Source organism: Streptomyces diversicolor (genome assembly GCF_057537855.1).
In genome coordinates this window covers 167584-192694 of record NZ_BAAJXA010000015.1, presented here as the reverse complement: position 1 = coordinate 192694, position 25111 = coordinate 167584, and the positions used below count along the sequence as shown (strand labels likewise).

The following is a 25111-nucleotide window of genomic DNA, read 5'->3' as shown; positions in this document are numbered from 1 at the left end:
GTCACGAGCGTCAGCAACGGCGAGCTCGCCACGAACCACTCGCCCGGGTACCGGGATTCGCCCACATCTGAGTGCGGCACATCACAGACTCCGACCACTCCCGCCACACCCGTGATCAATCCGCAACCAATTCCGGTCTTGACCGAGACCCATCAACGAGGGGCGTGATTACGCTCGCGCTCATGGCCGTCTCCCGCGCCTCCGCGCCGCACCCCACGACACCCGCCGACCGCCCCGTCTACGTGATCGGCGCCGGACCCGGCGGCCTGGCCGCCGCGCACGCGCTGCGCGCCCGGGGCGTACGGGCCGTCGTCCTGGAGAAGGCCGACCGGGTCGGGGCGTCCTGGCGGCACCACTACGACCGGCTCCGACTGCACACCACCCGCCGCCTGTCGGCGCTGCCCGGACTGCCGATCCCGCGCCGGTTCGGACGCTGGGTGGCACGCGACGACATGGTGCGGTACCTGGAGAAGTACGCCGAGTTCCACGCACTGGAGATCGTCACCGGGGTCGAGGTGCACCGCGTCGAGCGGCCGGCCGACGGCACGGGCTGGCTGCTGCGCGCCTCCGGTGGCCGGGAGCTGACCGGCAGCGCGGTGGTCGTCGCCACCGGGTACAACCACACCCCGTACGTGCCCGACTGGCCGGGGCGCGACACGTACCCGGGCACGTTCCTGCACGCCGGCGAGTACCGCAACCCCGCGCCGTACGCCGGGCGTGACGTGCTCGTCGTCGGCGTGGGCAACACCGGCGCGGAGATCGCCGTGGACCTGGTGGAAGGGGGCGCCTCCCGGGTGCGGCTGTCCGTGCGCACCGCCCCGCACATCGTGCGGCGGTCCACCGCGGGGTGGCCCGCCCAGTACTCGGCCGTACTGGTACGGCGCCTGCCCGTCGCGCTCGTCGACCGGCTCGCCCGGCCGGTGGCCAGGATGAGCGTGCCCGACCTGTCCGCGTACGGACTGCCGCGACCGGAGACCGGGCTGTACAGCAGGGTCACCGCGGGGGCGATCCCGGTGCAGGACGTGGGCCTCGTCGACGCCGTACGGTCGGGCCGGGTGGAGGTCGTGGCCGCCGTCGAGGGCTTCGAGGGCGGGAAGGTGGCCCTCGCCGACGGCGGCCGGCTGGCGCCCGACGCCGTGATCGCCGCCACCGGGTACGCGCGGGCCCTGGAGGGCCTGGTCGGCCATCTCGACGTACTCGACGCGCGCGGCAGGCCGGTCGTGCACGGCGGTCACACCCCGAAGAACGCCCCCGGCCTGTACTTCACCGGCTTCACCAACCCCATCAGCGGCATGCTCCGCGAACTGGCACGCGACGCCGAGAAGATAGCGAAGAAGATCGCAACACGCCCGGCACGGCCCCATTGAGGCAGCGGAACGAAGAGCCTGCGGCACACGACTCGGCAAACACAGCCGGCGCGAGCCGGGCGCCACGAGCAGCGTGAGGCGGCGGGCACGGACAGCTTGAGGCGCCCGACAGGGAAGCCCTAGGCACGGGCGGCGCGACGCGCGGGGCACGGCGAACGCGACACGAACAGCACGGGCGGCACGGACGCGGACGGCACCGACGGCACCGACAGCACCGACAGCACCGCAAACGTGGCGCGGCCGGCGCGGCGAACGCGACGCAAGCCGGCACGGCAGGCGCCAAGCCGACGGCAGCCGTGTGGCTTTGCCTGCACAGGCGTTCCTGACGCTGCGTCAGTTCAGTTAATCTGACACAGCGTCAGTTAATTGTGCTGTCACACAGGAGCGGGCGGAACGATGCTTGGATCGACCCACGGCACCCTCACCACCGACTCCCGCCGGGCCCGGATCATCGCCTGCGGCGAGCAGCGCCCCGGGGCCGCCGTCCACGGCCGTACGGCCGACGTGGACGACCTCGACGTCAGCGGCCGGCCGCTGACCGCGGACGTACCGGACCTGGACCGCTTCTTCCGGCCCCGGTCCGTCGCCGTGGTCGGCGCCTCGGACACCGAGGGCCGGCCCAACACCGGCATCACCCGGCAGCTGATGACCTGGGCGGAACGGGTCGGCGCACGGGTGCACCCGGTGCATCCGACCCGGCCCGCCGTCTTCGGCGTCCCCTGCGCCGCCCGTGTCGCCGACCTGCCCGAACCCGTCGACCTCGCGGTGCTGCTGGTCGCCGACCCCCTGCCGCTGATCGCTGAACTCGCGGACGCCAAGGCGCGGTTCGCGGTCGCCTTCGCCTCCGGCTTCGCGGAGACCGGCGCGGCGGGCGCCGTGGCACAGGCCGAACTCGCCGCCGCCGTACGGGACTCCGGGCTGCGGCTGCTCGGTCCGAACACCAACCTCAACGCCTTCGAACGGTTCCGGGACGACCTCCAGGGGCCCGCGATCGCGCTCATCACCCAGTCCGGGCACCAGGGGCGCCCGGTCTTCGCCCTCCAGGAACTGGGCGTCCGGCTCTCCCACTGGGCGCCCACCGGCAACGAGGCCGACCTGGAGACCGCCGACTTCATCTCCTACTTCGCCGGGCGCCCCGAGGTCGGGGCCATCGCCTGCTACGTGGAGGGTCTCAAGGACGGCCGCTCCTTCCTGCTGGCCGCTGACCGGGCCGCCCGGCGCCGGGTGCCGGTCGTCGCGGTCAAGGTGGGCCGCACGCAGGCGGGGTCCCGCACCGCCGCCTCGCACACCGGCAAGCTGACCGGAGCGGACGACGTGGTCGACGCGGCCATGCGACAGTACGGGGTGATCCGGGTCGACGGCCTCGACGAACTCCAGGACACCGCGGCCCTGTTGGCCCGGGCCCGGCCCCCGCGCGCCGACGGTGTCGTCGTCTACTCGATCTCCGGCGGCACCGGCGCGCACGTCGCCGACCTGGCGGCCTGGGCGGGACTCCGGCTGCCGGAGCTGTCCGCCGGCCGGCAGGCGGAGCTGCACCGGTGGATACCGGAGTACCTGAGCGTGGCCAACCCGGTCGACAACGGCGGCCATCCCGTCGGCGACGAGCGCGGCCGTAAGATCATCGACGCGATCCTCGCCGACCCCGAGGTGGGGGTGCTCATCTGCCCGATCACCGGGCCGTTCCCGCCGCTGAGCGACCGTCTCGTACGGGACCTGGTGGACGCGGCGGAGACCACCGACAAGCTGGTGTGCGTGGTGTGGGGGTCGCCGGTGGGCACCGAGCCCGCCTACCGCGAGGTCCTGCTCGGCTCCTCCCGGGTGGCCACCTTCCGCACGGTCGGCAACTGCCTCACCGCGGTCCGCGCCTACCTCGACCACCACCGCTTCGTACACGCCTACCGCTCCCCCTTCGACGAGGCGCCGCGCTCCCCCTCGCCCTCGTTCCGCAAGGCGCGGGCGCTGCTGCGGCCGGGGCAGCAGCTCAGCGAGCACGCGGCGAAGCAGCTGCTGCGCGCCTACGGCATCCGGGTGCCGCGCGAGCAGCTGGTGAGCAGCGCGGCGGGCGCCGTGCGGGCGGCCGCGCAGGTCGGCTATCCGGTGGTGATGAAGGCGTCCGGGACGCGGATCGCGCACAAGACCGAGCTGGGCCTCGTGCGGATCGGGCTGACCTCGGCGAGCCAGGTGCGGGACGCCTACCGCGAGTTGACCGACACCGCGCGCTACGAGGAGGTCGCACTGGACGGCGTCCTGGTGTGCCAGATGGTCGAGCGGGGCGTGGAGATGGTCGTCGGCGTCACCCACGACGACCTGTTCGGACCGACCGTGACCGTGGGGCTCGGCGGGGTCCTGGTCGAGGTGTTGCGGGACACGGCCGTACGGGTGCCGCCGTTCGGCGAGGAGCAGGCCCGGGACATGCTCGGCGACCTGCGCGGGCGGGCCCTGCTCGACGGGGTGCGGGGGCGTCCGCCGGCCGATCTCGACGCGCTCGTCGAAGTGGTCCTGCGGGTGCAGCGCATGGCCCTGGAACTCGGCGGCGAACTGGCCGAGCTGGACATCAACCCGCTGATGGTGCTGCCGCAGGGACAGGGCGCGGTGGCCCTGGACGCACTGGCGGTGTGCCGGTGACCGGGGAGGCACAGGCGGGGGCGTCCGGTGGCACGGGAACGGGGACGGGCGCGGGAACGGGGACGGGCGCGAGCGCGGTGACGGGCACGGGCGCGAGCGCGGGCACGGGCACGGGCGCGGGCGCGGGGTTACGGCATGACGTGCGCGACCGCGTCTCGCGTATCACGCTCGACCGGCCCGAGGCGCTGAACGCCCTCACCCCCGAGCTGCGCGAGCGCGTCATCGCGCTGCTGGCGCAGGCGTCCGCCGACCCGGGCGTACGGGCCGTGCTGCTCACCGGGACCGGGCGCGGCTTCTGCGCGGGGGCGGACCTGCGGGGCGGTGCGGCGGGGGGCGAGCGGGTCGCCGGTGACGTGGCGCGGATGCTGCGGCTCGGGGCGCAGCGGCTGATCGCGGCCGTGCTGGACTGTGAGAAGCCGGTACTGGCCGCGGTGAACGGCACGGCGGCCGGTCTCGGCGCGCATCTGGCGCTCGCCTGCGATCTGGTCCTGGCCGCCGAATCGGCCCGTTTCATCGAGGTGTTCGTACGGCGCGGTCTGGTGCCGGACGGCGGCGGCGCCTATCTCCTGCCCCGGCTGGTCGGGCCGCAGCGCGCCAAGGAGCTGATGTTCTTCGGCGACGCCCTGTGCGCGGCGGACGCGGAGCGGCTGGGGCTCGTCAACCGGGTCGTACCGGACGGAGAGTTGGCGAAGACGGCGGGGCTCTGGGCGGAGCGGCTGGCCGCCGGGCCGACGCGGGCGCTCGCGCTCACCAAGCAGCTCGTCAACGCCTCCCTCGACGCCGACCGGGCCACCGCGTTCAGCGCCGAGGCGACGGCCCAGGAGATCAACATGACCACCCAGGACGCCCGGGAGGGTCTGGCGGCCTTCGGCGAGCGCCGGGACACCGAGTTCAAGGGGCGCTGACCTCCGCGCCGGCTGAACACCGCAGCCGGCTTCCAGAACCGCCTCTTTCCGGCCTCGGGCCTTCCTATCTGACGATGCGTCAGCTTCAATGGACGGTGTGATGGGACACGCAGGGATGGCGGCCGTCGCCGTCCGTTACCTCAGGTCCGTGCCGGGCTCCCCCGGCCCCGTCGAGCCGCTGCCGCGCCCGGATCTGCGGTGCGTCCGCGAGGACGAGCGGGCGCCGGTGGACCGGGCGGAGTTCCGCCGGGTGCTCGGGCACTTCGCGACCGGCGTGACGGTGATCACGGCACCGGCCGCCGAGGGCGAGACCTCCCCGGCCGGCTTCGCCTGCCAGTCCTTCTCCTCCCTCTCCCTCGATCCCCCGCTGGTCGCGTTCATGGTGGCCCGTACGTCGACGACCTGGCCGCGCATCGCCCGCGCGGGCGTCTTCTGCGTCAACGTCCTCGCCGCGGACCAGGCCGACCTGTGCCGCGCCTTCGCGGTGAGCGGCGCGGACAAGTTCACGGACGTCCCCCATGACGCGGCACCGGTCACCGGCTCCCCCCGGCTGGCCGGCGCCGCCGCGTGGATCGACTGCACGATCCACGCGGTGCACACGGGCGGCGACCATCTGATCGTGGTGGGCCGGGTGACCACCTTGGGCACCCCGGCCCAGAACCCCCCACCCCTGCTCTTCCACCGGGGCCGCTTCCTCTAGCCGGGCGCCTCTCTCCGTACGCGCCGGCGCTCCAGTCCGAAGGTGACGTATCGTCACGTCAGCGATCCGGTCCGAGGAGACACCCTCGCGTCCCGGACCGGCACGACGAGGAGAGTGCTCATGGTTCCCACGCTGAGGATCGAGGCGTTCCTTCCCGCCGAAGTGCCGATCACCGCCCCGGTCACCAAGTTCGGGGGCCGGCCGGTGTGGCTCTCCGAGCCGCAGTGGCCGGTCAACGAGGCGTGGGACGAGCCGATGCGCTTCATCTGCCAGATCGACCTCGGGGCAGTCCTCGGCGACGTGGGTCGGGGCAAGCTGGCGTACATCTTCGTGACTCACGCGGAGCACGGCGACGAGACGTTCTTCGACCCCGACATCATGTACCCCGACGAGGGCGCGAACGCGGTCATCGTGCAGCCGGGCGGTGTCTACGGTGGTTCAACGCTCCCGATGGCCACCGGGCCCACCCTGTACCACGTCGAGGACGGGTCCGAGGCCGAGTACACCGTCCGGCTCCGGCCGGACGAGGACCCCGACTTCCGCCCTGGGCACGACCACGGGAGGCTGCCGCCCGACGATCAGGATCAATACTGGGAGCGGATCAGCGGCGACAAGATCGGCGGAACTCCCGCGTTCTTCCAAGGCGATGACTGGCCCGACGGCGGCCCCTGGAACCTGGCCTTGCAGCTGAACCCAAACTTCCAGCCGTTCCACCTCAATCTCGGCGCCGCGCCCACAGCGTTCGCGTTCGTCTCACCGGACGCCAAGCAGGGCCGACTGCTCGTACAAGACACCTGACCGAAATCCCGGCCCCTGCCTGAGCAGGCCCGGTGAAGTCCGCTGCGGTTCGACAGCGCCCCGAAGGGGCGCGGGGAACGGCGCGACCAGCCACAACGGAGCCGCAGACGACCGGCGGCACAACGCGGCCCAGCTGGCGGAGCGCTCAGGCGGCCCGGAGCGGTCGGGTGAGGGTCGGCTGATGGCGGCGGATGAGCAGGGCCATGAGGGCCGCTGCGGCGCACAGGGTGCCGGAGGCGTACCAGATCATGTCGTAGGAGCCGAAGACGTCGCGGGAGACGCCGCCCAGGTAGGCGACGAGGGCCGCGCCGACCTGGTGGGAGGCGAGTACCCAGCCGAAGACGATGGCGCTGTCCGTGCCGTACTGCTCGCGGCACAGGGCGAGGGTGGGCGGCACGGTGGCGACCCAGTCGAGGCCGTAGAAGACGATGAAGAAGATCATCGGCGGGTGGATGCCCGGCCCGAGCAGCATGGGCAGGAAGAGCAGGGATATCCCGCGCAGGGCGTAGTACACGGCGAGCAGGCGGCGCGGCTCGAAGCGGTCGGTGAACCAGCCGGAGGCGATCGTGCCGACCACGTCGAACACGCCGATGACCGCGAGCAGCGAGGCCGCCGCCGTGATGGGCATGCCGTGGTCGTGGGCGGCGGGCACGAAGTGGGTCTGGATCAGGCCGTTGGTGGAGGCCCCGCAGATCGCGAAGGTGCCGGCGAGCAGCCAGAAGGGCCCGGTGCGGGCGGCGGAGGCCAGCACGGTCAGGGTGCGCCGGGCGGCGCCGGTGACGGGGGCCGGCTTGGGCACGGACTCCGGTGCGCCGTACGGCTTGAGGCCCACGTCGGCCGGGTGGTCGCGCAGCAGCAGCCACACGAACGGGACGACCGCGAGGGCGGCGAGGGCGACCGTCACGGCGGCCGGACGCCAGTCGTACGTCTCGACGGTCCAGGACAGCACCGGCAGGAAGATCAGCTGTCCGGATGCGGAGGCGGCGGTGAGGATGCCGGTGACCAGTCCGCGGCGCTCGGTGAACCAGCGGTTGGTGACGGTCGCGGCGAAGGCGAGGGCCATGGAGCCGGAGCCGAGCCCGACCAGCAGGCCCCAGCACAGCAGCAGTTGCCAGGCCGCGGTCATCCACACGGTCAGGCCCGAGCCCAGCGCGATCACGGTCAGCGCGACGGCGACCACCCTGCGGATGCCGAAGCGGTCCATCAGCGCGGCGGCGAACGGCGCGGTCAGCCCGTACAGCGCGAGGTTGATGGAGACCGCCGCCCCGATCGTGCCGCGCGACCAGCCGTACTCCTGGTGCAACGGGTCGATGAGCAGGCCGGGCAGCGACCGGAAGGCCGCCGCGCCGATGATCGTGACGAAGGTGACGGCGGCGACGAACCACGCGCGGTGCACCGCCGTGCGGCGGCCCCGCCACGGACGCGTCGGCCGGGGCTTACGCCGCCGCCGGACGGCCGCCGCTGCATCGCTTGTCTGAGTCACGTCATAGAGCTTCCGGTGCCGCGGCGCCTCCGGCGAGTGGCCCGAAGGACAGCGTTCGTTAGGATCGGGCCATGACCGCAGAGCCGGACTTCCGCCCGCACCGCGTCGTCGTCCTCGCGCTGGACGGCCTGCTCCCCTTCGAGCTGGGCATCCCGCACCGGATCTTCGGCCGCCCCAGGGACGCCCGCGGGCGGCACCTGTACGAGGTCGTCACCTGCTCGGTCCGCCCGCCCGGACCGGTGGAGACGGACGCCGACTTCGCCATCCACGTCGCGCACGGCCCGCAGGCCCTGGCCACCGCCGACACCGTCATCGTCCCGGCCTCCTACGAACTGGGCCCCGCCTACGAGCGGGGCGTACTCGGCGAGGAACTGGCCGCCGCGCTCGCCCGGATCCGCCCCGGCACCCGGCTCGCCTCCATCTGCACCGGCGTGTACGTCCTCGCCGCCGCCGGACGCCTCGACGGCCGCCCGGCGACCACGCACTGGGCCGACGCGGAACGGTTCCAGCGGATGTTCCCGAAGATCAAGGTGGACGCCGACGTGCTGTTCATCGACGACGGCGACGTGCTGACCTCGGCGGGGGTCGCCGCCGGGATCGACCTGTGCCTGCACCTCGTACGCCGCGACCACGGCACCGCCGTCGCCAACGAGGTGGCCCGCCGCACGGTCGTACCGCCGTACCGCGACGGCGGCCAGGCCCAGTACATCCACCGGCCGGTGCCGGACCCGCAGCTGGCCACCACGACCGCCGCCCGCGCCTGGGCGCTGGACCGCCTCCACGAGCCGATCCAGCTGCGCGACCTGGCCGAGCAGGAGGCCATGTCGGTACGCACCTTCACCCGCCGCTTCCGCGAGGAGGTCGGCGTCAGCCCCGGCCAGTGGCTCACCCAGCAGCGCGTCGAACGCGCCCGGCACCTGCTGGAGTCCACCGACCTGCCCGTCGACCGGGTGGCCCGGGACGCGGGCTTCGGCACGGCCCAGTCGATGCGCCAGCATCTGCAGACGGCGCTCGGCGTCACACCCACCGCCTACCGGCGCACTTTCCGCGCCGCCGGCCGGACGGACGGTCAGAAGGTCAGCACCGCCCGGGCCAGCCGTCCCGCCGCCGCGTCAGCCCGCGCCCTGTCGAAGTCCTCGACCGGGTAGGTCGCGGTCACCAACTCGTCCAGCAGCAGCCGCCCTTGGCGGTACAGCTCGGCGTACAGGGCGATGTCGCGCTGCGGGCGTGCGGAGCCGTAGCGGCAGCCGAGGATCGACTTGTCCAGGTACATGGCGGAGACCAGGAAGGACGCCTCGGCCGTGGCCGGCGGCACCCCGAGCAGCACCGCCTGCCCGTGCCGGTCCAGCAGGTCGACCGCCCGGCGGATCAGATCGGTGCGGCCGACGCACTCGAAGGCGTGGTCCGCGCCGGTCGGCAGCACGTCCCGCACCGCGTCCGCGGAGGTCAGGAAGTCGGTCGCGCCGAACCGCCGGGCCACCGCCTCCTTCGCCGGATTGGCGTCGACCGCCACGATCCGCAGCGCGCCCGCGATCCGGGCCCCCTGGATGACGTTCAGGCCGACACCGCCCGCGCCGATCACCAGCACGCTGTCCCCGCGCTCCACCCGGGCCCGGTTGAGCACGGCCCCCACCCCGGTCAGCACCCCGCAGCCGATCAGCGCGGCGCACGGCAGCGGGACGTCCCTCGGGATGCGGACCGCCTGCACCGCCTTGACGACCGTGCGTTCCGCGAAGGCCGAGTTGGACGCGAACTGGAACAGCGGCTCCCCACCGCGGGTGAACGGCCGGCCCGGGCGGCCGATGGCCCGGCGGCACATGGTCGGCCGGCCGCGGTCGCAGTCCGCGCAGGTACCGCAGTTCGCGAGCGTGGACAACGCCACATGGTCGCCGGGCGCCACATGTGTTACGCCCATACCGACCGCCTCCACCACCCCCGCACCCTCATGGCCCAGCACCACCGGAACCGGGAAGGGTATGGTGCCGTCCACCACCGACAGATCGCTGTGGCACAGCCCGGCCGCGGCGACCGCGACCAGCACCTCGCCCGGGCCCGGATCGCGCACCCGCAGATCGTCGACGACCCGCACCCGTTCACCGTCGAACACCACACCGCGCATCACACGACTCCCCTCGACCCCTTCGGCTCCCTCGGCAGGCCGAGCACACGCTCGGCGATGATGGTGCGCTGGACCTGGTCGGAGCCGCCGTAGATGGTGTCGGCCCGGGAGAACAGGAACAGGTGCTGCGCCGGATCCAGTGCGTACGGCTGCTGCGGGGACCAGTCCGCCGGTCCCGCGGAGGCCGCCGCGCCCCGTACCCGCACCGCCAGCTCGCCCAGCCGCTGGTGCCAGCCCGCCCACAGCAGCTTGGCCACGCTGGGCGCGCCCGGGTCGTCGGCGCCGCCCAAGGTGCGCAGCGCGTTCCAGCGCATGGTGCGCAGTTCGGCCCACTGCCGCACCAGGCCGGCGCGCAGCACCGGATCCGCTGCCGCGCCGGTCCGCACGGCCGTGCGCACGACCTGCTCCAGCTCCTGCGCGAAGCCGATCTGCTGGGCGAGCGTCGACACCCCGCGTTCGAAGCCGAGCAGGCTCATCGCCACCCGCCAGCCCGCGCCCTCCCCGCCGACGACGTGCTCCACGCGCGCGTACGCCCCGTCGAAGAAGACCTCGTTGAAGTCGCTCGTGCCCGTCAGCTGCCGGATCGGACGGACCTCGATCCGGCCCGGCTGGTCCATGGGCACGAGCAGGAAGCTGAGCCCGTGGTGCCGGCGGGAGTCCGGGTCGGTACGGGCCAGCACGAAGCACCAGTCGGCCTCGTGGGCGAGGGAGGTCCAGATCTTCTGGCCGCTGACACGGTAGCCGTGCGGCTCGCGTACGGCGGCGGTGCGCACGCCGGCCAGGTCGGAACCCGCGCCGGGTTCGCTGTAGCCCTGGCACCACAGCTCCTCGCCGGCCGCGACGGGCGGCAGGAAGCGGGCCTTCTGCTCAGCGGTGCCGTGGGCGATGAGGGTGGGGGCGAGCAGGTTCTCACCGATGTGCCCGGAGCGTGGGGGCGCGCCCGAGCGGGCGTACTCCTCGGCCCAGGCGACCTGCTGGGTGAGGCCGGCGGTGCGGTTGCCGTAGCCCGGCTCCGGCCAGCCCAGACCTATCCAGCCGGCCTTGCCGAGCGTGCGTTCCCAGGAGCGGCGGTTCTGGGTGGCGCCGACGTGCGCGGCCAGCCAGGCGCGGGCCTCGGAGCGGAATGCGGTGTCCTCTGGCGTTTGGCCGAAGTCCATGCGGGGCCCTCCGGGGGTTTGGCCGTGGGGGTCGGGGGGGGTCGGGGGGGGCGGTTGTTCTGCGGGTGGGGTGTGGTCCCGCCGTAGGGGTGGGCGTCGTGGGGCGGGTGCGGGTGCGTTGTGGCTTGTCGCGCAGTTCCCCGCGCCCCTAACGGGGCTCGTTGCACAGCTGTGGGCTTATGCGTTGGGGCGGGCGTTTGTTTGGGCTGCCTTTGCCATTGCCGGGAGTTGGGACAGTAACGGCATCGGGTCGGTGCCTACCGTGGTGGGGAGGGAGTCGGCGATGCGTTGGGGGGTCCAGGTGCCTTCCGCGTAGGCGGCGCGCAGTTCGCGGGGCTGGGCCCAGACGGCGATCTTGGGGCCGGCGATCGTGTACACCTGGCCGGTGACGGGCAGTTCACGGGCCCGGTCGGAGAGCAGATAGACCACGAGCGCGGCGACGTCCTCCGGTTCGCCGATCTCCGTCAGCTCCATCGGGACCCCGGCCGACATCCGGGTGCGGGCCACGGGTGCCACGGCGTTCGCGGTCACCCCGTACCGGTGCAGCCCGAGCGCCGCGCTGCGGACCAGGGAGATGATTCCGCCTTTCGCGGCGCTGTAGTTGGCCTGGGACACCGAGCCCTGGTGGTTGCCGCTGGTGAAGCCGATCAGCGTGCCGGACCGCTGTTCGCGCATGACCGCGGCGGCGGCGCGGAACACGGTGAACGTGCCCTTGAGGTGGGTGGCGAGCACCGGGTCCCACTCCTGCTCGGTCATGTTGAACAGCATCCGTTCCCGCAGGATCCCGGCGACGCACACGACCCCGTCGAGGCGCCCGTACGCCGACAGGGCCGTCTCGACGACCCGTCGGCCACCGGCCATCGTGGAGACGTCGTCGGCGACCGCGACCGCTTCGCCGCCCGCCGTCTCGATCTCCTTGACCACGGACTCGGCGACCTCACTGCTGGGCGCGGTGCCGTCGGTCGCCACGCCGTAGTCGTTGACGACGACCCGCGCTCCCTCGGCCGCCGCCGCGAGGGCGACCGCGCGGCCGATGCCCCGCCCGGCGCCCGTCACGGCGACGGCTTTGCCTGCCAAGAAGTTCCCCACGCCCGGCCCCTTCCCGCGGTTTCTGACGGACCGTTAGATTCTATGGCGCCGCACACAGCCGGAGACAAGCCCCGGGAGGCCACGATGTCCCTGCCCGACGAGTTCCACGCCATCGCCAAGCGCGTGAACAACTGGGGCCGTTGGGGGGCGGACGACGAGATCGGCACCCTGAACCTGATCACCGACGAGGTGGTCAGGCAGGCCGCGGCCACCGTCCGCTCCGGGCGCCGCGTCCCGCTCGCGCTGCCGCTGCGCCAGGACGGCGTGCAGACCGGGGTGATCCCCGGCCGGGTCAATCCGCTGCACGCGATGGTGCAGATCAACCAGGAGGTCTTCGGCCCGGGGACGGTCGCGTGCAGCGACGACGCCGTGACGGTGGGCCTCCAGGCCGGCACGCACTGGGACGCGCTGTCCCATGTCTCGCACTCCGGGAGGCTCTACAACGGGCGGCCCGCCCACACGGTGTCGGCGCACGCGGGCGCGGAGTTCGGCGGCATCGACAAGGTCCGGCACCTGGTCTCCCGCGGGGTGCTGCTGGACGTGGCACGCGCGCGTGGCACGGACCGGCTGGCGGGCGGGCACGCGGTCACCCCGGAGGATCTCGACGCGGCCGAGGAACTGGCCGGCACCCGGGTGCGGGCCGGTGATGTGGTGCTGGTGCGGACGGGGCAGATGCGGGTGTACCTGGCGGGCGACAAGCACGGTTACGCCCATCCCTCGCCGGGTCTTTCGGTGCGTACCCCGGAGTGGTTCCATGCGCGCGACGTCGCGGCCGTCGCGAACGACACGCTCACCTTCGAGGTCTTCCCGCCCGAGATCGACGGGCTGTGGCTGCCCGTGCACGCCCTCGACCTGGTGGAGATGGGGATGCTCCAGGGGCAGAACTGGAATCTCGAAGAGTTGTCCACAGCCTGTGGACAAGAGGGCCGGTACGCCTTCCTGCTGTCGGCGATGCCCGAACCGTTCACCGGCGCCACGGGTACGCCGGTCGCCCCGGTGGCCATCCTCTGAGGCTTCTTCCGGGGCTCCGGCCCGACCCACACTCGACGAGGGCTTCCGTCACCAAGCCCTTGCCGTCCCCTCGCGGCGAATCGCAGACCACCAGCGTGATCAGACGGTCACGAGGCGTCAACACCCGTACGAGGATTTATCGCTCATCCCCTCATCACACGGGGTGCGCACGGATGCATGGACCGGCGCATCGCCGTGCCCGCGGGCTACACCGCCTCGAACGCCAGCCCCTCGTACGCGGACCCGCCGCCCCCGTACGCCGCCGCCGCGCTCCCCTGGGGCCGGTCGCACCGGTCGAGTTCGCACCAGATGCGCTTGCCCCCGCCCTCCGGGCTCCACCCCCAGCGGTCGGCGAGGCCGTCGACCAGCGCGAGGCCCCGGCCGCCGGTCGCCTCGCGGCCGGCACACCGCGGCACCGGCGCCCGGGCGCTGGTGTCGGCCACCTCCAGGCGCACCGTGGCCGCCTCCTGCGCCGTACCGGGCAGCGAGAGCCTGAGGACGGCGGGACGGCCGGTGTGCACCACGGCGTTGGTCACCAGTTCGGACACGAGCAGGATCAGGATCTCGGCCAACTGCTCGTCGGCCGCTATCCCGGACCCGGCGAGCCGCGAGCGGGCCCATCTGCGGGCCCGCCCCACCTCAGCGGGGTCGGGCCGGATCTCCAGCTGCACTTGAAGCACCTGCACCGCTCACACCATCCGAACCGGCGGACACATGACCCGACGCCACGCGCACGCCACGACGAGGGCCGCGACGAGCACCACGACGAAGGCCACGATCGTAGCCATTTTCTGCATGGGCAGGACAACGACCACAGCAGGGGTCACGGAACGTGACTCCCTTACGAGACAGCATGGTTGACGTACAGTCACCCCAACAAGCGCTTCGGGCATATTCCAGCGCGAAGGAGTACGCGTGCGGCATACTGTGCGACGCTCGCGGCGGGGGGCCGCACGGGTGGGGGCGAAGGCCCTGGTCGCCCCGCGAGCAGCGGCGCGCACCGCCGGATGCGGAGCCACCCCAGGGGCAACACCGGCATGGCTCGTGCTCGGAACCGCTCGCATCCCACACAAGGTACCGGAGGGGACGGCCGACTCCGGGCCGTGACGAGTCACGCGGAGGACACAAGCCGCTATCGACGCTCCGTGATCCGAGAATGCCACGATCCGTGACATCGGCGAGGGGTGCGTGGCGCCCGGCGGCCCGGCGGGTTCTCCCCGGCCGTCAGCCGGTCAGATCGGCGGCGAGCAGTTCGGCTCCGTCCGTGCCGCCCCCGCCGCGCCGGGCCCGCAGCCATGCCCGTTTCAGCTGGAGATGAACCTCGGACTCCCAGGTGAAGCCCATGCCGCCGTGCACCTGGAGGCAGTCGCGGGCGCCGCGCACGGCCGCCTCGTCGGCGAGCAGCCGGGCCGCCGCGATGTCCACCGGGTCACCGGTGACGGCTGCCGCGTACACCGCCGCGCGCGCCGTCTCGGTCCGCACCAGCATGTCCGCGCACAGGTGTTTGACCGCCTGGAACGCCCCGACGGGCTGACCGAACTGCTCACGCGTCCGGGCGTGTTGCGCGGCCAGTTCGCACACGCGCACGGCCGTACCGAGCTGTTCGGCCGCGGTGAGCAGCACAGCGACGGGGTCAGGCGCCCCGCCGACCGCCCCAGCCCCGTCGACCGCCCCGGCCGCCCGGACCTCACCGATCACCCCGGCCCCACCGACGGCCGCTCCCGACGCCGCGGCCGGGGGCACCCTGTGCAGCGGGGTCAGTGGGTCCACTGAGCGGATCGGTACCGCCGTGGAGGCGTCGCCCAGTACCACGTCGGCCGCCGCCAGCCACTCCACGAGGTCGCCGTCCACGGCCGTCACCACCGTCTCCCCGGTGGCCGCCCCGGGCACGGTGCCGGCCGCGAGATGGGTGGCCACCAGCGGTCCCGGCAGCAGCGCCCGGCCGGCCTCCTCGAAGGCCAGCGCCGCCTCCGGCAGCCCGGCCCCCGCCCCGCCGTCCGCCTCGGGCAGCCGCAGCGCGAACAGGCCCGCCGCGCCCAGCTCCCGCCACAGCGCCCGGTCCAGGCGGGGCGGGCCGAGCGCGGCCCGCGGCTGCCACGCCTCCCGCCGCCGGGCCAGCAGCCGCCGCACTCCGTCCCGCAACGCGCGCTGCTCGTCGGTGAGTTGGAAGCGCATCGGCCGTTCACCGCCCCTTCGGCAGGCCGAGGATCCGCTCGGCCACGATGTTCCGCTGGATCTGCGACGTACCGGCGGCGATGGTGTACGACAGGGAGGACAGCCGGTCGAGTACCCACGGCCGGTCCAGGTCGAGGCAGTCCGCGCCGAGGACGTCGGCCGCCGCGTCGTACAGCTCCTGACGGGCGTGCGAATACCTCAGTTTGAAGACCGAACCGCCGACTCCGGGCACCCCGCCGCCCCGTTCGGCCTCGCTCACGTTCCACTGCGTCAGCCGCCACAGGGCCCGGAACTCCGCGTTGAGCGCGCCGAGCCTGCGGCGCAGCGCCGCATCGTCCCAGCGGCCGCCCGCGCGGGCCTCGCGGGCGAGTTCGCCCAGCACCCGGCGGCAGGCGACCACCTCACCGGCGAAGGCCGTGCCGCGTTCGAAGGAGAGCGTCACCATGGTCACGCGCCAGCCGTCGTTCTCGGCGCCGACCCGGTTGGCCACCGGCACCCGCACCTCGTCGAGGAAGACCTCGGCGAACTCCGCCGACCCGGCGAGCGTGCGCAGCGGCCGTACGGTGACGCCCGGGGCGTCCATGGGCATCGCCAGCCAGGTGATGCCCCGGTGCCGGGGCGCGTCGGGGTCGGTGCGGACCAGCAGTTCGCACCAGTCGGCGACCTCGGCGTGCGACGTCCAGACCTTGGACCCGCTCACCACGTAGTGGTCGCCGTCCCGCCACGCGCGCGTGCGCAGCGCGGCGAGGTCGGATCCGGCGTCCGGTTCGCTGAAGCCCTGGCACCACACCTGCTCGCCGCGCAGGATCGGCGGCAGCCAGCGCGCCCGCTGCGCGGCCGTACCCTCCGCGGCGATCGTCGGGCCGGCGTGCAGCAGCCCGACGAAGCCCGCGCCCACATAGGGCGCGCCCGCCCGCTCCGTCTCCTCCAGGAAGATCAGCCGCTGTGTCGGCGGCGCGTCCCAGTGCACATCGGCGTACCCGGCGTCGTACAGCATCCGCTGCCAGCCGAGGTCGTAGGCGCGGCGCGCGGGCCAGTCCTCCGGGGACGGCCTGGCCGGCAGGGTGGGCAGCGCCTTCGCCAGCCACTGGCGCAGCCGCGCCCGGAAGTCCTCCTCCTCCGGCGTGTACGACAGGTCCACTAGCGGTCCAGGTCGAGGCCGAGCATGCGGATCGCGTTGCCCCGCATCAGCTTGTACACGGTCTCCTCGTCGAGGCCCTTCACATGGTCGAGGGCGACCTCCTTGGTGTGCGGGAAGGTCGAGTCGACGTGCGGGTAGTCGGTCTCGAAGGTGGCGTTGTCGCGGCCCACGGCGTCCAGGGAGGCGACCCCGTGCTTGTCGCGGAAGAAGCAGCAGAAGATCTGCCGGTAGTAGTACGTCGACGGCGGTTCCGGGATCAGGTCGCGCACGCCGCCCCAGGCGCGGTGCTCCTCCCAGACGTCGTCGGCGCGTTCCAGGGCGTACGGGACCCAGCCCATCTGGCCCTCGGAATAGGCCAGTGTGAGCCGCGGGAACTTCACCAGTACGCCGCTGAACAGGAAGTCCATCATCGAGGCCATCGCGTTGTTGAAGCTGAGCGACGCCTGGACGGCGGGCGGGGCGTCCGGCGAGGCGGCCGGCATCTGCGAGGAGGAGCCGATGTGCATGTTGACGACGGTCCCGGTCTCCTGGCAGGCGGCGAAGAACGGGTCCCAGTGGCCGGAGTGGATGGAGGGCAGCCCGAGGTGGGTGGGGATCTCGGAGAAGGTCACCGCCCGCACCCCGCGCTCGGCGTTGCGCCGGATCTCCGCGACCGCGAGGTCCACGTCCCACAGCGGGATCAGGCACAGCGGGATGAGCCGGCCACCGCTGCCCGCGCACCACTCCTCCACCATCCAGTCGTTGTAGGCGCGCACACAGGCGAGCGCGACCTCCTTGTCATGGGCCTCGGCGAAGGTCTGCCCGCAAAAGCGCGGGAAGGTCGGGAAGCAGAGGCTGGCCTCGACGTGGTTGAGGTCCATGTCCTTGAGCCGTTCGACGGGGTCCCAGCAGCCGGGCCGCATCTGCTCCCGGGTGATCCCCTCCAGGGTCATCTCGTCGCGGTCGAAGCCGACGGCGGCGATGTTGCGCTTGTAGGGGAACTTCAGGTCCTCGTAGATCCACCAGTCGGTGGGCTGGCCGTCCGGGTCCATGGTGATGCGGTACTTGCCGCCGATGTAGGCCAGCTCGCCGATCCCCGCGGTGAGCGGCTTGGGCCCGCGGTCCCGGTACTTCGCCGGCAGCCATGTCTCGAAGAGGTGGGCGGGCTCGATCACATGGTCGTCGACGCTGATGATGCGGGGCAGTTCGGGCATGGGTCCCCTCCGCCTGACGTGTGCTGACGGCCGCCGTATCTGATGGCCCATCAGAAATCCTCCGGACAGGAGACTAGTCCCGCACCCCTGGACCGACAAGGCGCACGGCCCTACGCTCTGCGCACTATCTGACGCTCCGTCAGCCGAAGGGGGGCGGGGATGGACACCGCCGCACACGAACTGAGCACGTCCCGCACGCTCTGGCAGCTCCTCGCCCGCCGCGCGGCCCTCACCCCCGACCGCCCGGTGTTCCTCCAGGACGACCGGACGCTGACCTTCGACGGCCTGCGCGCGGGCGCCGAGCGGGTCGCGGCGGGCCTGTACGGCATGGGCGTACGGCCCGGCACGGTCGTCGCCTGGCAGCTGCCCACCCGCATCGAGACGGCCCTGCTGTCCTTCGCGCTGGCCCGGCTCGGCGCCGTGCAGTCGCCGGTCATCCCGTTCTACCGGGACCGGGAGGTCGGCTTCGCGCTGCGCGAGTCCAGGGCGGAGTTCTTCGCCGTACCGGGCACCTGGCGCGGATACGACCACACGGCGATGGCGCGGCGGCTGGGCGCGAAGGGGATCTTCGAGGCGTACGACGCGCTGCCCGACGGCGATCCCGCGCGGCTGCCGCCGCCGCCCGCCGAGGGCACCTCGGTGCGCTGGATCTACTGGACCTCGGGGACCACTTCCGCCCCGAAGGGCGTGCTGCACACGGACCGTTCGCTGATCGCGGGCGGCTCCTGCCTCGCCCACGCGCTGCGCCTGCGACCGGACGACGTGGGCTCGATGGCCTTCCCGTACGCGCACATCGCCGGCCCGGACTACACGGTGATGCTGCTGCTGTACGGCTTCCCGGCGGTGCTGTTCGAGCAGTTCGCGCTGCCGGCGGCGCTCGCCGGGTACCGCAGGCACCGGGTGACCGTGGCGGGCGGCTCCACCGCCTTCTACTCCATGTTCCTCGCCGAACAGCGCAAACGGCCCGGCGAGAAGATCGTCCCGACGCTGCGGCTGCTCGCCGGCGGCGGGGCACCGAAGCCGCCGGAGGTGTACCACGCCGTGGTCCGCGAGATGGGCGTGCAGCTCGCCCACGGCTACGGCATGACCGAGGTGCCGATGATCACCATGGGGGATCCGCGGGACACGGCCGAGAACCTGGCGACGACGGAGGGGCGACCGCCGCGGGAGATGGAGATACGGATCGTCGACGGGGAGGTGCGGCTGCGCGGGGAGGCCGTGTGCCAGGGCTATCTGGACCCGGCACAGACCGCGGAGGCGTTCGACGCGGACGGGTTCCTGCGCACCGGCGACCTCGGGTACCTCACCGACGGCGGGCACCTGGTGCTCACCGGGCGGCGCAAGGACGTGATCATCCGCAAGGGCGAGAACATCTCGGCCAAGGAGATCGAGGACCTGCTGCACCGGCATCCGGCCGTCGGGGACGTGGCGGTGATCGGGCTGCCGGACGCGGAGCGCGGTGAGCGGGTGTGCGCGGTGGTCGAACGGGCCGTACCACCGCTCCCGGACGGGGAGTTGACCCTGGAGACGGTGACGGCGTACCTGCGCGCGGAAGGGCTGTCCGTGCACAAGCTGCCGGAGCAGCTGGAGGTGGTGGACGCCCTGCCGCGGGGCGAGACGCTGCGGAAGGTGCTCAAGTACGAGCTGCGGGAGCGTTTTTCGGGCAGCGGGCCGCGGTGAGCGCCGCGTGTGCGGTGCGTCTCACTCCGGCACGGTGAAGTAGCGGGCGAACGCGGGGACGATCTCCGCCTCGCCCACCCGGCCGTCGCCGTCGGTGTCCAGCGCCGCCGCCACCGGCCCCGCGATGTCCTGCGGGACGCCGAGGATCCGCAGCACGCGCGCGGTGTCGTCGACCGTGGCCGCTCCGTCGCCGTCGGTGTCCGCGACGGCGAGGGCCGCGTGCAGGAAGGGGCGGGCGATCTCGGCGAACCGCTCGGGGTTGTCGCGCAGGCGCTTGACCGCGCCGGTCACGAACTCCTCCCGGGTGATGCGCTGGTCGCCGTCCCGGTCCGCTATCCCCGCCATGCCCTGCCAGAACGCCTCGGCGCCCGCGTACAGCGCCTGGCCCCTGTCGGAGCGGGCCGCCGTGCCGAACTCGGCGAGCAGCGCCTTGGCCGCCGCGCTGAAGTCCTCCCGGTCGATCCAGCCGTTGCCGTCCTGGTCGAAGGTGGCGAACCGGGCTGCGATCCGCCGCTCGTACTCGGTGCTGACCATGTCTACTCGGGCCGCCTTACCTCACGAGGGATGCGTCTCGCACGGAGCGTACGACGCCCACACGGCCCGCGCCCCGCCAACCCCACGCTTGTGCCGAGACCGCCGACATCCCGCAACAAGGGCGTCACCCCGAAACAAACGCCGCCCTCATACGGGGGCGCAGGCGGCGAACTCGCGACGGGGGGCACCTTCACGCCGGGACGGGACAATGACCTCCCGCCGGGGCCGGGCGGCGGTGGCGTGTGGGACGAGAACGGCAGCAGCACGCCGGAGTAGGGGCAAGTGGCAGGCCGGGACAGGCAGGGCGGACTCACTCCGAGGCGGGCGCGGCGGTCTCACGCCGAGGAGGGACGACGGCCTCACGCCGGGGCAAGAAGCGGCGGTGGCATGCGGGACGGAGGCAAGTGGCTTGCCCGGACAGCATGGTGACCTCACGCCGATGCGGCGGCCTGACGTCGGAACAGCCGCGCGGCGACCTCCCGCCGGACGGGGGCGGCGAAGGCATGCCGGTACGGGAGCGGTGGTTTCAGACCGCGGCAGGCGCGCAGCCTCACGCCGGGACGGGGGCGTGGCGGACTCACGCCGTGACAGACGCGTGCGCTCACGCCGGAGCGCGGGCCGCGGGGCCGTGCCGGGGTGATCGGGTCAGGCTGTCAGGGGGTTGGGGGTTTCTGTTGTGGCTGTGGCGAGGTCGGGGTGGATGTCGAAGAGGCGGCGTACTCCCAGGGCGCCGAGGACGCGGTTGACGTGTGAGCCGTCGTCGGCGCCCCGGGCGGGCAGGATGAGCCGCAGCCGGCCGCGGCAGGAGCGGATGAGGCGACGGGTGGCTATCAGCACGCCGACCCCGCTGGAGTCGCAGAAGAAGACCTCGGAGAGGTCCACCACGAGCAGGCGGTGCCCGTCGGCCACCGCGTCGTGCACCCGCTGGCGCAGCACCGGCGAGGTCACCAGGTCCAGTTCGCCCGACACCCGCAGCACGGCCCAGCCGCCGCGCTCGTCCTCGGTCACTGTGAACGCCACCACCACGCCCTTCGCTCGCCGGGACCTCCGGGGATCTCCCGGAACCATCCGGAACCACCTGAAAACGGAAGTTCCCCCTACGCTTCCTTGCAGCGCGGCTGCCCAGCGGCCGTTCCCCGAAACACGGCAGCAGAAACGAAAAACCGGAAGAAGAGGCTTGTTCCAGTCGTCTTCGATCCTGTTCGATCGGATGGGGGACGCACGGCCACGAAGGTCCATTACCACCTGCGGTCCGCCGGAGGCGCGCATTGACGCAAAGGCGCGTGCTCCGTCGGAACCGCCGATTACATTCGTGGAGACGTTGGGTAGGCGCTGGACAGGGGCAAGGGGAGGGGGCCGCATGGCGAAGAAGGGCACACCGCCCCGCTGGGACCGCACGATGCAGCAGCGGCTCGCACGCGGCGAGGCCGCGGCCCTCGGCGAGCTCTACGACCGCTTCGCCTCACTGGTGCACGGCCTCGCCCACCGCGTACTCGGCGACGAGGACGCCGCCGACGGCATGACCCGCGAGGTCTTCGCCCACGTGTGGGAACACCCCGACGCCTACGACCCCCGGCAGGGCCCGCTGCGCTCCTGGATGGCCGCGCTGACCCACCGGCTCGCCGTGCAGCGGCTGCGCGCCACGGAGACCGCCGCGCTGGCCCAGGGCGCCGACGCCGAGTCCCGCGCCGAGGAACTGGAGCGCAAGGTGCGCCACGCCTCGGTCGCCGCCCGCGCCGACTACATCGTCCACTCCATGCCCGCCCCGCTGCGCGCCGCCCTGGACCTGGCCTACGTCCAGCGCCGCGACTACCGGCAGACCGCCGCCGATCTCGGCGTCACCGAGGACGAGGCCCGCCGCCGGCTCCGCCTCGGCCTGCAACTGCTGTCCACCGCCCACGACGCCGGGACGCCCCCGGAAGACGGGGGCGCGCGGTGAGCGGAGCGGAGTGGTTCGATGCGCGTCACCCTCACGAGGAGCCGAGCGGCCCGGATGCCGGCGGCGGTGCCGGGCGTCCACCGGGGGCGGGCGGCCCCGACGGGCCGCTGCCCGGTGACGGCCCCGAACCGGACCACCCGCCGCGCATCCCGATGCCCCGTGCCTCCGTCGAGGACGGCGGGCGGCCCCTGCCCCAGCCGGACGCGGTGGCGCCCGCCCCGACACTGCCGCACGGCGTGCTGAGATCACTGCTCGGCGCGTGGGCGCTGGCCGCCTGCTCGGCCACCGAGACCGCCGCCGTCGAGGAGCACCTGGGCGAGTGCGGCACCTGCGCCGACGAGGCGCGGCGGCTGCGCGAGGCGGTCGGCCTGCTGCACCAGCCCGAAAGCCTCGACCTGGACCCGGCGCTGCGCACCCGGGTCCTCGCGAACTGCCTGGACCGGCGACCGCCTCGCATCCCGCTGCCCGAGTGGGCGACGCCGTACGACGCCGAGACCGCCCGGCTCGACGCGCTGCTCCAGGACATCGGGGCCGGCGAATGGCATGCGCCGGTGCGGCTGCGGTGGTTCGAGGGCGAGGCGGCGACGAGCCGCCGTACCACCGTCGCCGGGGTGATCGCGCACCTGCTGTCGGTGGACGGTCTGGTCGCGGTGGCGCTCGGCCTGGAGGACCCCGTGGCCGAGCGGGGCGTGACGGGGCCGGCGGCGCGCACCGAGGCATACTGGCGGGCCTCGCACTTCCCGCCGACCCGTGCCGTGCGGGGGCCCTGGCGGGAGCAGAGCCACAACCTGGTGCGGACGGTGTCCTTCAGCGGCGGCGCCGGGAAACTGCCCATCTCCTACGGCGACTTCACGCTGCCGCTGCATGACGCCATGCTGGACCGGGCCTTCGAGTGCTGGGTGCACGCGGAGGACATCGCGGTGGCGGTGGACTACCCGTACGAGCCGCCCGCGCCGCGCCATCTGCACCGCATGATCGACCTGGCCGCGCGGATGCTGCCAGGGGCGCTGGCGGCCCGGCGGCAGGCGGGGCTGGCCGCCATGAGCGGCGCCCCGCACCTGGTCGCGGCCGGGCGCCCGGGCCGTAGCCTCCGGCTGGAGATCGAGGGCGAGGGCGGCGGCGAGTGGCTGATCCCGCTGGACTCGCCGGGCGCGGCGGGCTCCGCCGAGCTGGAGGTGGCCCATGTCGCCCTGGACGGCGTGGAGTTCTGCCGGCTGGCCGCGGGCCATGTGCCCCCGCAGGACGCCGCGGCGGGCCAGACCGGTGACCGCGAGGCGATCCGCGAGGTCCTGTTCGCCACGGCGGGATTGAGCCGCATGTAGCGGCTGGCGGGAGCGGGTTGCTATTCACCGGCGACCGCGGCTCGTCGGAGCGGGTTGCGGTTCACCGGCGACCGCGGCTCGTGGGGGCCGTTCGCGCAGTTCCCCGCGCCCCTGAGGTCGGACCAGCCGAGCCCCCTCGACCGGCACAGGCCCCGGCCCGCTAGCCGAAAACAGCCCCGTCAGGGGCGCGGGGAACTGCGCGAGCAACCCCCACCACCCCGCAGACGCCAACGGCCCGACGCCCCGAGCCACTGGGCGAAAACCCAACGCACGGCGGCCCATTCAGCCACATGCAGCCCCGCAGGGGCGCGGGGAACTGCGCGGGCAACCCCCACCATCCCGCAGACGCCGACGATCTGGCGTCCCGAGCTGCTAGGCGAAGACCACCGTGCGGCGGCCGTTGAGGAGGATGCGACGTTCCGCGTGCCACTTCACGGCCCGCGCCAGCGCCTGGCACTCCACGTCCCGGCCGATCGCCACCAGTTGATCCGGGGTGACGTCATGCCCCACCCGCTCGACCTCCTGCTCGATGATCGGTCCCTCGTCGAGGTCGGCCGTCACATAGTGGGCCGTGGCACCGATCAGCTTCACACCCCGGGCATGCGCCTGGTGATACGGCTTCGCGCCCTTGAAGCTCGGCAGGAAGGAGTGGTGGATGTTGATGATCCGGCCGCTCAGCCGCTTGCACAGGTCGTCCGAGAGGACCTGCATATAGCGGGCCAGGACGACCAGCTCGACCCGCTGCTCGCGGACGATCTCCAGCAGCCGCTCCTCGGCCTGCTCCTTGGTGTCCTTGGTCACCGGAATGTGGTGGAAGGGGATGTGGTACGACTCCACCAGCTCGGTGAACTCCGTGTGGTTGGAGACCACAGCCGCGATCTCCACCGGCAGCGCGCCGATCCGGGCCCGGAACAGCAGATCGTTGAGGCAGTGGCCGAACTTGCTGACCATCAGGACGATGCGCATCTTCTCGTCGGCCCGGTTGATCTGCCAGTCCATCTGGAACGCGTCACCGATCGCCGCGAAGCTCGCCCGCAGCTTGTCCACGGTGACCGGGGCCTCCGCCGAGAAGTGGACCCGCATGAAGAACAGGCCCGTGTCGTGGTCGCCGAACTGCTGACTGTCCTCGATGTTGCACCCGGTCATGAACAGATAGCTCGACACGGCGTGCACGATGCCCTTCTTGTCCGGGCACGAGAGAGTCAGGACGTACTGGTCGGACGGGGCCGCGGCCCGGGTGGACTGCTCGTTCATGCAGCACAGGGTCCCACATCCACCCCGCCGCGGCGGGCACGGCCCGCTACGCGGACCGCGTCATGATGCGCAGCACCTCAAGGCTGCGCGGCGGCACCTCGGGATCGTCGCCGTCGCTCATGGACATCCGGACGTGCGCGTCCCGCGCCGCCCGCACCGCCTCCGGCCAGCCCTGGTGTTCGAGGTACGCGGCGACCGGCGCGTCCGGGCCGACCTGGTGCATGATCCGCAGCACCCGCAGCACGGCGGTGTCGACGAGCGCCGCCTCCTGGGAGTCCCGGAAGATCGTGCCGACGTACTTCTCGGCGGACCAGTTGTCCAGCCAGGTGTCCTCCACCAGCCGGTACACGGCGTCGGTCACGTCCCCGTACCCGTCGACACCGGCCAGCCAGACGTCCCGCTGGAACACCGGATCCGAGAGCATGTGCAGCGCGGAGCGCACATTGCTGCGCCAGCGCCACCACGGCATGTCGTTCAGTGGCATGCCGCCCATGGTGGAGGAGCGACGGCCGCGACGGGAAGAGTTCTCCGAACCTTGCACGGTCACCGATCGTACGTTCCCCGGCGGCGGCGCCTGACCGCCCCCCGCAATTCACCCCTATGTCACCTCTGGTTGACC

General features: G+C 72.9%; 22 protein-coding genes. 10 read left to right on the top strand and 12 right to left on the bottom strand.

All coding sequences use genetic code 11. The features are described 5' to 3' along the window. The first annotated feature begins 182 nt into the window (after window positions 1-182). The 5 genes from AC27LF_RS19870 to AC27LF_RS19850 all read left to right on the top strand — a co-directional run bounded on the left by AC27LF_RS19870 (window position 183) and on the right by AC27LF_RS19850 (window position 6395). Window positions 183-1367, top strand: coding sequence for a flavin-containing monooxygenase (locus tag AC27LF_RS19870; protein ID WP_479657397.1), 1185 nt, complete (start codon window positions 183-185; stop codon window positions 1365-1367). 396 nt (window positions 1368-1763) lie between these two features. Then, on the top strand, window positions 1764-3992 hold the full coding sequence (locus AC27LF_RS19865) for an acetate--CoA ligase family protein (RefSeq protein WP_479657398.1): 2229 nt from the start codon (window positions 1764-1766) through the stop codon (window positions 3990-3992). Between the two features lie 140 nt (window positions 3993-4132). Beyond that, a complete protein-coding gene (locus tag AC27LF_RS19860) occupies window positions 4133-4897 on the top strand; it encodes an enoyl-CoA hydratase/isomerase family protein (RefSeq protein WP_479657399.1) in 765 nt (254 codons plus the stop codon). Between the two features lie 100 nt (window positions 4898-4997). Next, window positions 4998-5597 (top strand): flavin reductase family protein, encoded by a 600-nt coding sequence (locus AC27LF_RS19855; protein WP_479657400.1) that lies wholly within the window; start codon window positions 4998-5000, stop codon window positions 5595-5597. Between the two features lie 120 nt (window positions 5598-5717). After that, window positions 5718-6395, top strand: coding sequence for a DUF1963 domain-containing protein (locus tag AC27LF_RS19850; protein ID WP_479657401.1), 678 nt, complete (start codon window positions 5718-5720; stop codon window positions 6393-6395). Between the two features lie 145 nt (window positions 6396-6540). Here the strand turns inward: AC27LF_RS19850 and AC27LF_RS19845 are convergent, their stop codons facing one another. Then, window positions 6541-7878, bottom strand: a complete 1338-nt coding sequence (locus AC27LF_RS19845) for an MFS transporter (RefSeq protein ID WP_479657402.1) — start codon at window positions 7876-7878, stop codon at window positions 6541-6543. Window positions 7879-7949: 71 nt separating this feature from the next. On the opposite strand from AC27LF_RS19845, the gene AC27LF_RS19840 reads away from it, so the two are divergent. Continuing rightward, window positions 7950-9026: a GlxA family transcriptional regulator gene (locus AC27LF_RS19840; RefSeq protein WP_479657403.1), complete on the top strand. Its 1077-nt coding sequence runs from the start codon at window positions 7950-7952 to the stop codon at window positions 9024-9026. On the opposite strand, the gene AC27LF_RS19835 is transcribed toward AC27LF_RS19840, so the two are convergent. The 3 genes from AC27LF_RS19835 to AC27LF_RS19825 all read right to left on the bottom strand — a co-directional run bounded on the left by AC27LF_RS19835 (window position 8948) and on the right by AC27LF_RS19825 (window position 12243). Beyond that, window positions 8948-9997 (bottom strand): Zn-dependent alcohol dehydrogenase, encoded by a 1050-nt coding sequence (locus tag AC27LF_RS19835; RefSeq protein ID WP_479657404.1) that lies wholly within the window; start codon window positions 9995-9997, stop codon window positions 8948-8950. The genes AC27LF_RS19840 and AC27LF_RS19835 overlap by 79 nt on opposite strands. Further along, a complete protein-coding gene (locus AC27LF_RS19830) occupies window positions 9997-11154 on the bottom strand; it encodes an acyl-CoA dehydrogenase family protein (protein WP_479657405.1) in 1158 nt (385 codons plus the stop codon). Before AC27LF_RS19830 ends, AC27LF_RS19835 begins: the two co-directional genes overlap by 1 nt. A gap of 177 nt (window positions 11155-11331) precedes the next feature. Then, the gene (locus AC27LF_RS19825; protein WP_479657406.1) at window positions 11332-12243 is read right to left on the bottom strand and encodes an SDR family NAD(P)-dependent oxidoreductase; all 912 of its coding nucleotides are present in this window, start codon (window positions 12241-12243) and stop codon (window positions 11332-11334) included. A gap of 84 nt (window positions 12244-12327) precedes the next feature. Here AC27LF_RS19825 and AC27LF_RS19820 point away from each other — a divergent pair, with 84 nt between their 5' ends. Continuing rightward, window positions 12328-13254: a cyclase family protein gene (locus tag AC27LF_RS19820; RefSeq protein WP_479657407.1), complete on the top strand. Its 927-nt coding sequence runs from the start codon at window positions 12328-12330 to the stop codon at window positions 13252-13254. A gap of 206 nt (window positions 13255-13460) precedes the next feature. On the opposite strand, the gene AC27LF_RS19815 is transcribed toward AC27LF_RS19820, so the two are convergent. From AC27LF_RS19815 to AC27LF_RS19800, 4 genes are all read right to left on the bottom strand, one after another. Further along, window positions 13461-13925 (bottom strand): ATP-binding protein, encoded by a 465-nt coding sequence (locus AC27LF_RS19815; RefSeq protein ID WP_479657547.1) that lies wholly within the window; start codon window positions 13923-13925, stop codon window positions 13461-13463. 553 nt (window positions 13926-14478) lie between these two features. Beyond that, on the bottom strand, window positions 14479-15429 hold the full coding sequence (locus AC27LF_RS19810; RefSeq protein WP_479657408.1) for an acyl-CoA dehydrogenase family protein: 951 nt from the start codon (window positions 15427-15429) through the stop codon (window positions 14479-14481). Window positions 15430-15436: 7 nt separating this feature from the next. Further along, entirely contained in the window at window positions 15437-16570 is a 1134-nt protein-coding gene (locus AC27LF_RS19805) for an acyl-CoA dehydrogenase family protein (RefSeq protein ID WP_479657409.1), read from the bottom strand. Next, window positions 16570-17763: an amidohydrolase family protein gene (locus tag AC27LF_RS19800; RefSeq protein ID WP_479657410.1), complete on the bottom strand. Its 1194-nt coding sequence runs from the start codon at window positions 17761-17763 to the stop codon at window positions 16570-16572. The genes AC27LF_RS19805 and AC27LF_RS19800 overlap by 1 nt, the downstream gene beginning before the upstream one ends. Window positions 17764-17922: 159 nt before the next feature. Here AC27LF_RS19800 and AC27LF_RS19795 point away from each other — a divergent pair, with 159 nt between their 5' ends. Next, window positions 17923-19443 (top strand): class I adenylate-forming enzyme family protein, encoded by a 1521-nt coding sequence (locus tag AC27LF_RS19795; protein WP_479657411.1) that lies wholly within the window; start codon window positions 17923-17925, stop codon window positions 19441-19443. 21 nt (window positions 19444-19464) lie between these two features. Here AC27LF_RS19795 and AC27LF_RS19790 read toward each other — a convergent pair whose 3' ends face one another. Together AC27LF_RS19790 and AC27LF_RS19785 are read right to left on the bottom strand one after the other, a co-directional pair. Continuing rightward, the gene (locus AC27LF_RS19790; protein WP_479657412.1) at window positions 19465-19977 is read right to left on the bottom strand and encodes an EF-hand domain-containing protein; all 513 of its coding nucleotides are present in this window, start codon (window positions 19975-19977) and stop codon (window positions 19465-19467) included. 645 nt (window positions 19978-20622) lie between these two features. Beyond that, on the bottom strand, window positions 20623-21003 hold the full coding sequence (locus AC27LF_RS19785) for an STAS domain-containing protein (RefSeq protein ID WP_479657548.1): 381 nt from the start codon (window positions 21001-21003) through the stop codon (window positions 20623-20625). Window positions 21004-21337: 334 nt separating this feature from the next. Here AC27LF_RS19785 and AC27LF_RS19780 point away from each other — a divergent pair, with 334 nt between their 5' ends. Both AC27LF_RS19780 and AC27LF_RS19775 read left to right on the top strand, forming a co-directional pair. Beyond that, window positions 21338-21916 carry a sigma-70 family RNA polymerase sigma factor gene (locus AC27LF_RS19780; protein ID WP_479657413.1) on the top strand — a complete coding sequence of 193 codons (579 nt, stop codon included), beginning with the start codon at window positions 21338-21340 and terminating at the stop codon, window positions 21914-21916. Then, window positions 21913-23238 carry a zf-HC2 domain-containing protein gene (locus AC27LF_RS19775; protein WP_479657414.1) on the top strand — a complete coding sequence of 442 codons (1326 nt, stop codon included), beginning with the start codon at window positions 21913-21915 and terminating at the stop codon, window positions 23236-23238. The genes AC27LF_RS19780 and AC27LF_RS19775 overlap by 4 nt, the downstream gene beginning before the upstream one ends. Window positions 23239-23610: 372 nt before the next feature. On the opposite strand, the gene purU is transcribed toward AC27LF_RS19775, so the two are convergent. Together purU and AC27LF_RS19765 are read right to left on the bottom strand one after the other, a co-directional pair. After that, window positions 23611-24492: a formyltetrahydrofolate deformylase gene (gene purU, locus AC27LF_RS19770; protein WP_479657415.1), complete on the bottom strand. Its 882-nt coding sequence runs from the start codon at window positions 24490-24492 to the stop codon at window positions 23611-23613. A 46-nt stretch (window positions 24493-24538) separates the two neighbouring features. Next, the gene (locus AC27LF_RS19765) at window positions 24539-25039 is read right to left on the bottom strand and encodes an SCO4402 family protein (protein ID WP_479657416.1); all 501 of its coding nucleotides are present in this window, start codon (window positions 25037-25039) and stop codon (window positions 24539-24541) included. Window positions 25040-25111: the final 72 nt, after the last annotated feature.